At 35.0% G+C, this 9,548-nt stretch carries 7 protein-coding genes; 6 read left to right on the top strand and 1 reads right to left on the bottom strand.

Going from position 1 to position 9,548, the window contains the following annotated elements:
- Position 1: 1 nt before the first annotated feature.
- Positions 2-409 carry a hypothetical protein gene (locus Q3Y49_RS12045; protein WP_303268460.1) on the bottom strand — a complete coding sequence of 136 codons (408 nt, stop codon included), beginning with the start codon at positions 407-409 and terminating at the stop codon, positions 2-4.
- A gap of 377 nt (positions 410-786) precedes the next feature.
- Between Q3Y49_RS12045 and Q3Y49_RS12040 the strand changes: the two genes are divergently transcribed.
- The 6 genes from Q3Y49_RS12040 to Q3Y49_RS12015 all read left to right on the top strand — a co-directional run bounded on the left by Q3Y49_RS12040 (position 787) and on the right by Q3Y49_RS12015 (position 9,546).
- Positions 787-3,060 carry an aconitate hydratase gene (locus Q3Y49_RS12040; protein WP_303268459.1) on the top strand — a complete coding sequence of 758 codons (2,274 nt, stop codon included), beginning with the start codon at positions 787-789 and terminating at the stop codon, positions 3,058-3,060.
- A gap of 198 nt (positions 3,061-3,258) precedes the next feature.
- The gene (locus Q3Y49_RS12035; RefSeq protein WP_303268457.1) at positions 3,259-3,795 is read left to right on the top strand and encodes a ferritin; all 537 of its coding nucleotides are present in this window, start codon (positions 3,259-3,261) and stop codon (positions 3,793-3,795) included.
- 292 nt (positions 3,796-4,087) lie between these two features.
- A complete protein-coding gene (locus Q3Y49_RS12030) occupies positions 4,088-7,666 on the top strand; it encodes a hypothetical protein (RefSeq protein WP_303268456.1) in 3,579 nt (1,192 codons plus the stop codon).
- Positions 7,667-7,668: 2 nt separating this feature from the next.
- Positions 7,669-8,790 (top strand): hypothetical protein, encoded by a 1,122-nt coding sequence (locus Q3Y49_RS12025; protein WP_303268455.1) that lies wholly within the window; start codon positions 7,669-7,671, stop codon positions 8,788-8,790.
- 42 nt (positions 8,791-8,832) lie between these two features.
- Positions 8,833-9,066 (top strand): hypothetical protein, encoded by a 234-nt coding sequence (locus tag Q3Y49_RS12020; protein WP_303268453.1) that lies wholly within the window; start codon positions 8,833-8,835, stop codon positions 9,064-9,066.
- 15 nt (positions 9,067-9,081) lie between these two features.
- On the top strand, positions 9,082-9,546 hold the full coding sequence (locus tag Q3Y49_RS12015; RefSeq protein WP_303268451.1) for a hypothetical protein: 465 nt from the start codon (positions 9,082-9,084) through the stop codon (positions 9,544-9,546).
- The last annotated feature ends 2 nt before the right edge of the window (positions 9,547-9,548 follow it).

Here is a 9,548-nt window from a genome sequence, read left to right as displayed (position 1 = left end):
ATTATTCAATTCTTATTCCTGAATTAGGGAATCCTGAAAACCCCTCCCCAACATAAATATTTTGACACGCATTATTTTCAAAAATCACCAAATAATCTCCAGCAGGTATTCCATTTAGAATGAGTTTTTTCTTAGATCTGCTGAATTCTATATTCGCACCTTGGGCCTCCTCTAAATTTACAGAAATAAAATCATTTGTAGTTTCATAATTATACAACCTTACTTCATATGACGTTAGATCTCCAGAATAATTCGATAAATCAATTTCTAGCTCACCACTATTATTAAGATTTAGGGATACCAAATCCTTTTCCAAGCATTGAGCATTACCGTTTGAGCCTGAAAGCATAAAGATTAAGACCAGTGATACTAGTGTTAACCCCCTATTAAAAGTATTGAAGTATTTCATTTTCACTAAATTGAATAACTAGAAAGTATTTTCAAAAATAATTTATTAAATATCATTTAACTTACAAATCTAAGTCCTTTTAGTACATATCTCATAAAATCATTCAAAGAAAAGCATATTTCTCTAAAATTAAATACATACGGATTAAAAACCTTTATCAGATTTTACAGCAATTCAAATATAAGTGATTCAATATTCTAAACAATAAAAAACAAGTAAAACTTTAAGTATACAACCTTAACTTTCTATATAACAGTTATTTATATCGATAATTAGAACTTTTACAAATACAGATAATCCCGTCTCACTCATAGGATAAAAGTGTTGATTTTGTATCTTTGCAGAAAATCAGAGAATTTTAAATTAAAAATAACAATATGGCTTTTGATATAGACATGATTAAAGCTGTTTATGCTGGAATGAGTGAAAAAATCACTGCTGCAAGACAGGTAGTCAACAAACCTTTAACCTTATCTGAAAAGATACTTTACTCACATTTATGGGATGGGAAAGCAAAAAACGCATTTCAAAGAGGAAAATCTTACGTAGATTTCGCTCCAGATAGAGTAGCCATGCAAGATGCTACAGCCCAGATGGCACTTCTTCAGTTCATGCAAGCGGGAAAAGATCAAGCTGCAGTTCCTTCTACCGTACATTGTGATCATCTGATCTTAGCTAAAGAAGGCGCAAAGGAAGATTTAAGAAGTTCTTTAACGGCTTCTGGAGAAGTTTTTAATTTCTTAGAATCGGTTTCAAATAAATATGGAATTGGCTTCTGGAAACCAGGTGCAGGTATTATACACCAAGTAGTTCTGGAAAATTATGCTTTCCCTGGGGGAATGATGATCGGAACCGATTCTCATACTGTAAACGCTGGTGGCTTAGGAATGGTAGCAATAGGTGTTGGCGGTGCGGATGCAGTAGATGTAATGGCTGGAATGCCGTGGGAACTGAAGTTTCCAAAATTAATCGGTGTGAAATTAACAGGAAAACTAAACGGTTGGACTTCCGCCAAAGATGTAATCCTTAAAGTTGCTGGGATCTTAACTGTAAAAGGTGGAACCGGCTCCATCGTAGAATATTTCGGACCTGGAGCACAATCTCTTTCTGCAACTGGAAAAGGAACGATCTGTAATATGGGTGCTGAAATCGGTGCTACAACTTCTACTTTCGGTTATGATGACGCTATGGAGCGTTATTTAAGATCAACTGATAGAAATGATGTTGCTGATGCTGCCAATGAAGTTCGTGAACATTTAACCGGTGATGATGAGGTTTATAGCAATCCTGAGCAGTATTTTGACCAAGTGATCGAAATTGACCTTTCAACATTAGAACCACATGTAAATGGTCCTTTTACTCCAGACAGAGCTACTCCAATTTCAGAACTAAAAGCGGAGGCAGAAAAAAACGGATGGCCGACTAAAGTAGAATGGGGATTAATCGGATCTTGTACCAATTCTTCTTACGAAGATTTATCTAGAGCCTCCTCTATTGCAAAACAAGCTGTTGAGAAAGGATTAAAAACGAAGTCAGAATTTGGAATTAACCCTGGATCAGAGCAAGTTAGATTTACTGCAGATCGCGATGGTTTATTGAAGATTTTTGAAGATTTAGACGCAACTATTTTCACTAATGCATGTGGCCCTTGTATCGGACAATGGTCAAGAACTGGTGCGGATAAAGGCGAGAAAAACACCATTGTTCACTCTTTTAATAGAAACTTCTCTAAAAGAGCTGATGGAAACCCTAACACTCATGCATTTGTAACTTCCCCGGAAATGGTGGCAGCAATTGCAATAAGTGGTGACTTAGGGTTTAATCCTTTAACAGATACCTTAACAAATGAAAAAGGAGAGCAAGTGAAGTTAGACCCTCCTTTTGGTGCTGAATTACCTGAAGAAGGATTCGCAGTAGAAGATAATGGATACCAAGCTCCAGCAAAAGATGGTAGCACTGTAGAAGTAAAAGTTGCTCCGGATTCTAAAAGGTTACAATTATTGGAAGGATTTGATGCCTGGGATGGACAAAATATAACTGGTGCTAAATTATTAATTAAAGCATTAGGAAAATGTACAACTGACCATATCTCTATGGCGGGTCCTTGGTTGAGATTCAGAGGTCATTTAGATAACATTTCTGACAACTGCTTGATTGGTGCGGTAAACGCCTTCAATGAGGAAACCAATAAGGTAAAGAGCCAGATAACGGGGCAATATGATGCAGTACCTGCAACGCAAAGAGCATACAAAGCAAAAGGAATTCCAACTATTGTTGTAGGAGATCATAACTACGGAGAAGGTTCTTCAAGAGAGCATGCTGCCATGGAGCCAAGACACTTAGGCGTAAAAGCCGTTTTGGTTAAGTCATTTGCTCGTATTCATGAAACCAATTTGAAGAAACAAGGAATGTTAGGATTAACATTTGCTGACGAAGGAGATTACGATAAAATTCAGGAGGACGATACATTCAATTTCTTAGATTTAAAAGAATTTGCACCGGAAAAACCTATCACTATTGAAGTAGTGCATGCGGATGGAAGCAAAGATGTTATCAAAACCAACCATACTTATAATGATACTCAAATAGAGTGGTTTAAGGCTGGCTCTGCATTAAATAAAATCAAGGAAGAAGCGAAAGCTAGAGGTTAATATTAAAATTCTAGAATCAAGAATCTAGTTTTAAGAGTTCGACTAAAAGGAGTTTTCAAAATGAAAGCTCCTTTTTTTTATGCTCTATTATTTATACTGAGTCCATATTTAGAAGAAATCCAATTTCAGATTGAGTTTTGATTCAACTTTATTGTCCATTTATATGTATAATGCATAAAATACAAAAATGACATTATTATGAAAGATTTAATAACACCCAATAGATCATTAGCAATAGAAACAGAAAAGAAACTTAATCAGCAGATCGAAATGGAAGGAAAATCATCTGCTTACTATTTATCAATGGCTTCGTGGTGCGAGACAAAAGGTTATGTAAACTCCTCAAAATTTTTATATGACCATTCTGACGAAGAGAGAGGTCATATGTTGAAATTATTCAGCTACATCAATGAGGCTGGCGGTCATGCTAGACAACCCGCTATTAGCGAAATCAGACATGAGTTCAACAGTTTGAGAGAGGTGTTTGAACTGATTTTAGAGCATGAAATCAAAGTAACCAAATCAATCCATGAATTAGTAGATCATTGTTTCAGTACCAAAGACTTTACTACTTTCAACTTTCTACAATGGTTCGTTACTGAACAAAGAGAGGAAGAAACTATCGCTAGAAGAGCATTGGAAATTTTCGATATCATAGGTGAAGAAGGTATGGGACTATGGCATATCGATATTGAATTAGGAAAATTACATGGCATTGAAGGTGGAGAAGAGTAAATTCAAGCCTTAAACATTGTTCAAAACCCTCACAATAAGTAAATTGTGAGGGTTTTTACTTTGCATCCGGAGTATATTCTAACATTAATAGAAATTTACTATCATCATAAACTCCTCGCCTATCTAGCTAAAATTCTAGCTCCCCTCAATTTTTTGATATTATTTTTTTGAAATTGCCCTAAAACCTATACTTTTGGATTTAAAATAAAATCAGAAACGAACCAAAAAATCCCCAGGCATTAAATTTCAACCAAAACCATACCCTCCCACCGCTGGCGAACGCCTGTCTGGTGTGTCAAATAGACCACATCTACGAAAAGCTTCCAGCTCGTGCCCCAAGTACATTCTGCAGCAATTTGCATTTCTGGTTATTTGTTTGCTTTTATCTTTAACTTCATTAGCCCAAAACGCTTCGAACCCCGTTCAGGTAACCTCCAATCTGCTCCCACCCTACAGCCTTTACCTCTCAGACTACAGCGATGCTAGCCAAAACAAATGGAACATTCAGCTATTGTTAAAGGATTTTACGCAGACGAATTACCAAGCAAAACTTCGGATCACCATAGAAGGAGCGGGTGTCAGGTTAAGAACCAGACGGGGTTTTAGCCCAGAACCTATTAGGTTAGACCCCGGAATACCTTATCAAGTGGACGCCACGGACCTTACCCAATACCTCAACATCCAGAACATGGAGGTCAGCGGCATCAACCGCAACCAGCTAGCCTCCACGCAAAAATTGCCCGAGGGCTTTTATCAATTCCAAATAGAAGTACTGGATTATAACAGAAATAACAGAGTCAGCAATATTGGTACTTCCATGGCCTGGCTGGTATTAAATGATCCTCCTTTGCTAAACCTTCCCTTTGAAGAAAAAATCAGATTGCAAGACCCACAGCAAGTACAATTTCAATGGACGCCAAGGCATACCTCCTCACCCAACAGTGCATTTGAGACCGAATATGTTTTCAGGCTATGGGAGATCTGGCCGGAAGGCAGGAATCCTAATGAAGTGGCACGGACTACCCAACCGCTTTTTGAAACAACCATCATGACTACCAGCTACTTCTACGGATTAAACGATGCCATGCTGATCCCCGGCAGGAGCTATGCTTGGCAAGTGCAAGCTGTTAACCTGAGCGGTAGAGACTTATTCAAGAATCAGGGCAATAGCGAGGTAAGATGGTTTAAATATGGCGATGCCTGTCAACCCATCACCAATCTTGGGGCAGAAGCCAATGGTACTGACAGAATCCGCATTACATGGCAAGGCGAGTGGAACCATAATCGCTATGTGGCTCAGATCAGGGAAAAAGGAGAAGAAGGCTGGTTCAACTACGGCACCAACTTGGAAACACAGGTAGTCTATGATTTACAGGCTGATACTGAATATGAAATCAGAGTGATTCCGAGTTGTGGCGTCATAGATGGAGCAGCAGAAAATGTACTGACCTTAAAAACCCTCAAACAGGAAACACAAGACTTCAATTGTGGGGCAAAGCCCAGTCGAACTGAAATCACCAACCAAGAGCCGATAGAGCAGTTGCAGATAGGCGACCGCATCACAGCGGCAGGGTTTACGGTTATCCTAACCCAACTCAACCAAATGGGCGATACCTATTCAGGAAGAGGCTTGATAGAAGTACCCTTGTTCAATGGGGCCAGAGTGGAAGCGAACCTCAACAATATAATGATCAATACCGATAAGCAATTGATAAAAGGTAATATCGAGAGCATTTACAACCCCAATGGCCCTTTTATCATAGCTTTGGACCAAAAGGAACCAGACCTGAGCGAGGAAGGAACAGGCAATCAGGAAGAAGGAGAAGAAGACAGCTTTGATGAGCTACCAGAACCGGATGTCAATATAGAAGGCGAAATAGCGGATGTTGAACATGATGAAGAAGAAGGCACTATTACCGTAACCGATACAGAAGGCAATACCACAGAGATTGATCCTGAAACGGCAGATGATAATGAGGATGGAGATATAGTGATAGAGGATGAGGAAGGGAATGTGTATGTGGTGGATGAGGATGGGGAGTTGAGTGGGCCGCATAATTCTGGTGGAGAACAAGAAAATTCAGGTGAGGTATGGTTTGAATATGAAGAGTTGCAATATCAGAGCAGGACTGAAATTAATTTGTCTGATAATGACTCAAATCATTTAATCACATTAATCGATTATGATGGTGAAGAAGAGCTTAAATGGTCAGCATTAAATGGAGATGAGGATGTTACTGAAGAGATTTTTCTAGATAATCCAACAGATACCGATTCAGCAAATATAGTTCTCCCAGACGATTATGATGAACTTGAATTAAAAATTAGAATTGGAGAAGTCGATTATAGTATTCAATTAATTAATAACAACGAAAATACAGAAGAACCAATTGAAGGAATTTCACGAAATCCTGAATTATTAGTGATAAATGAATTAACATCCTCTTTTACTTCAAGTGAAGAAAGGCTAGAATTAACCTACACATATTTGGATTCTTTGGAACTTAATAACTCAAAAATTGAGATATTTAAAATTAATGAAGAGGATACAACGTTAGTGATTTTCTATTATAATTTAGAAAAAGGAGAAAACATAGAATTTGTTGATAAACAAGATGATATTGCAGGATGGTCAGGAAAAGGGACAAATAATAATTTTGTGGAGGCAGGTGAATATTTACTTAGAATTACCGTTTCTGTTGATGATTCATTTAATAATGGATTTGAGGATTATGACATGTTTGAAATTGTCGATAAAGAATCGGTTTCTGAATTTATATCCGGGAAATTTATAGTATTTAAGGACGATGCAAATATTAGGGAACAAACCGAACCATATAATATATTAAATCCAGATGAATATTTAGAAAAAGGAGAATTTATAGAAATAAACAACTTCTTAAGCGAAGGTGATGATGCAAGAGTTATGGTTAGTTATATAAACGAAAATATTGATTATTGCACTTGGATAGGAAACTTAAAAGAAGTGATTGAAGTTTCAGATAATCAATTATACAAATTAAAGGAGGATACTAAACCAGTAATTAGACCATATACTGAAATTTATAATTTGGAGGTTTCAAAAAATCAGACCTTAAAAGTTACTCATGAATGTGGAGAATTTAAATTAATAAGTAAATTGGAAAATGGAGAATTTGAAGATCTTGGCTGGGTTAAGAATAGTTCATTGAAATTTGATTTAAGTAATTTGAGTGTTGAAGAATTTACACAAAATTATAAAGGGTCTACTGAAAAAGCTGCAACTGATATTAAAAGCGATTGGAGTGAGGATGAAGCATCATGCAATTTGTGTATAAGAGCTGCTCTTTATAATCTTACTGGTGATGATGTTCTTTATCCCGTTAGTGGTAGTTCTTTAACTATAAAAGATGAAGGTGTACAATTATATGGTAAAGTATCTTCTATGATGGGTAATGCTCAAGGAATAATAAACAATTTAAATGACGGGACTTTAGATAATTATTTTGAAGAGATAAAAAAAGAAGAATCAGAATCATATCCTGAATATTGGAAGCGTCTTCAAAATCTTGTTACAAGTCAGAAAGAAATTATTATAGGCAGCTATGATCCGGGCCATGTATTCATGATCGTTCCAGGAAGTTTATATGAAGTAGTCGATAACACAGAAAGGGAAAAATCTGGTTTAAATTATTCTAATACAACGGTTTCATTAGGGGACCGGTGGGGAGGGTCATTTGCAAGAAGGGATTTATCAAAAGTGCTTAGAATAATGGATTGTGGAAAAGGTGTCCATTTTGCAAATGGACCGCTGTATGGGGTTATGGATGCAAGACCATTGATAGGTCAAAGGGAAGATAGGGTTGTGAAATTTTTTAAATATATTAAATAATCATGAATAAAATTATTTTATCATTAAGTGTATGTTGGTTTATATTATTTGATTTAAATGGACAAAATTCAATCAGGTTTGCTCATAAAAATTTTATTGCGAAGTCAAATGAATTATTACAACTTCAAAAGGATAGATATTATAATATAATAGGCTATAATGATGATAAACTTATTTATCAAATGAATATTGGTGGTAAAAAAGATTTTGGATATAGTTCTGAAGCAGAATTTAAAATATATTATAATGAAAAAAGAAAAGTTGTCACAGATTCAATTTATATTAAGAGAGAAGGTAGGAGAGTTTTGAAAGTTAAGCAGTTTGACGAATTAATTTTATATCATGGCTTTTACAATGTCCCACAAAAATTTGAATCCAAATTAATTGATGAACTTGATAGAGGCCAGTACTTATTGGACTATCAAGATTTTTGGATAGAATATTTAAATAAGGAGTATAAAATCAAATCCTATTCTGCACACTACTATGATAAGGATGTGAATTATGACATTACTTCTTCAGGCACCAAAGTAATACTAAGTACGTATGTAAGTGAGTATCTAAGATCGACTAAAGCAGATAGTTTAATAACAATAATAAATTTTAATGAATCAAAATCTAATGATTTTTCAAAACAAGAAATTGCCTGTGAGGAGTGCATTAAACCTCAGGTTGTTGATGAAACATTATTTTATGGACAAAAGTATTATTACTTGCCTGGAGCAGACGCTTATGATTGGAAAATATATAAAGCACCTGTCAATGATTTATCGCAAGATGAACTTCTAGCAGAATATATAGAATTGGTTTTAGTAAGTCCTGAAGGAAAATATATTCTGGGCAAAAAATACCTGTATGGAAAATTATGCTATGTTATTTTGAGTACAGAGTTAAAAAAGTTTCAATACGTTGCAACTGTAGAATATTTTAAGGATCATACTTCTTTTTATTCTAATGTGAATGAACAATTTGCTTTTGATACACCAAAAAATATTGTTTATATAGAATTCCCAGATGAATTTAAAATAAATTCATCTGGTATTGAAGCTGAAAAGAAAAATACATCATCAGAAGAAAATGATCAATTTTGGAAAAATTATAATCAGATAGATAATAGTAATTAAGGTTTCTAGTCAGTCTTGTGGGAGCTAGCTTCAATAATAAATATGAGATTTATAAGCTTGCTATTAATTGCATTAATTTTTCACTCTGATAAAATATATTATGAAAATTTTTCATCTAAATTCCCAAGCTTTAAATGGGATGAAAGCGGAAACTATCTTACTCGACATTTAAATGAAATGTCCTTTTTAGATTTTGAAAAAGAATATGAGCTTTTGACGGATTCTGAATACTTTTACTATGCCTGCAATCAAGATTCGTCTAGATTGTATTATTAATATGATTTATATCATATGGAAGATGGTAATTTTTTAAAACATGTGAAAAAGAAACATAAGCGATATGCAATACTTTCCTTAAAGAAACCTGAATATGATTTGTTAATGCACGCAACATACGATGATGACAATAACAAGTATTTTTATTTGCAATCCTTTGATAAAGAAGGTCGTTTGATTGATGAAAAATTAGCAAACCAAAGAACTATTGAGAGTATAGAATCAGATGCTTTTTTTCAATTTTTAATTATTAAAAAGGAAGGATTTAAGGTTTTTGCTTATTCCGATAACGAAAATACCAACATAGATTACAAAAAAACAAAAGTTGTTATTGAAGAATATGAGATTGATTCTATTGGACAATTCAATCTTTCATCTAAAGATTCAGTATTTTTAGATAAGCCACTTTTCAAATATTCCAAGTTTGATGTCGAACCAGAACCAGATGATCCGGTTTATAAATATTGGACATTGTGGTGATC

Origin of the sequence: Marivirga harenae, assembly GCF_030534335.1 — a bacterium.
Lineage (GTDB): Bacteria > Bacteroidota > Bacteroidia > Cytophagales > Cyclobacteriaceae > Marivirga > Marivirga harenae.
Note: the sequence above shows the minus strand (reverse complement) of the source record. Positions and strands in the feature narration are given on the sequence as shown.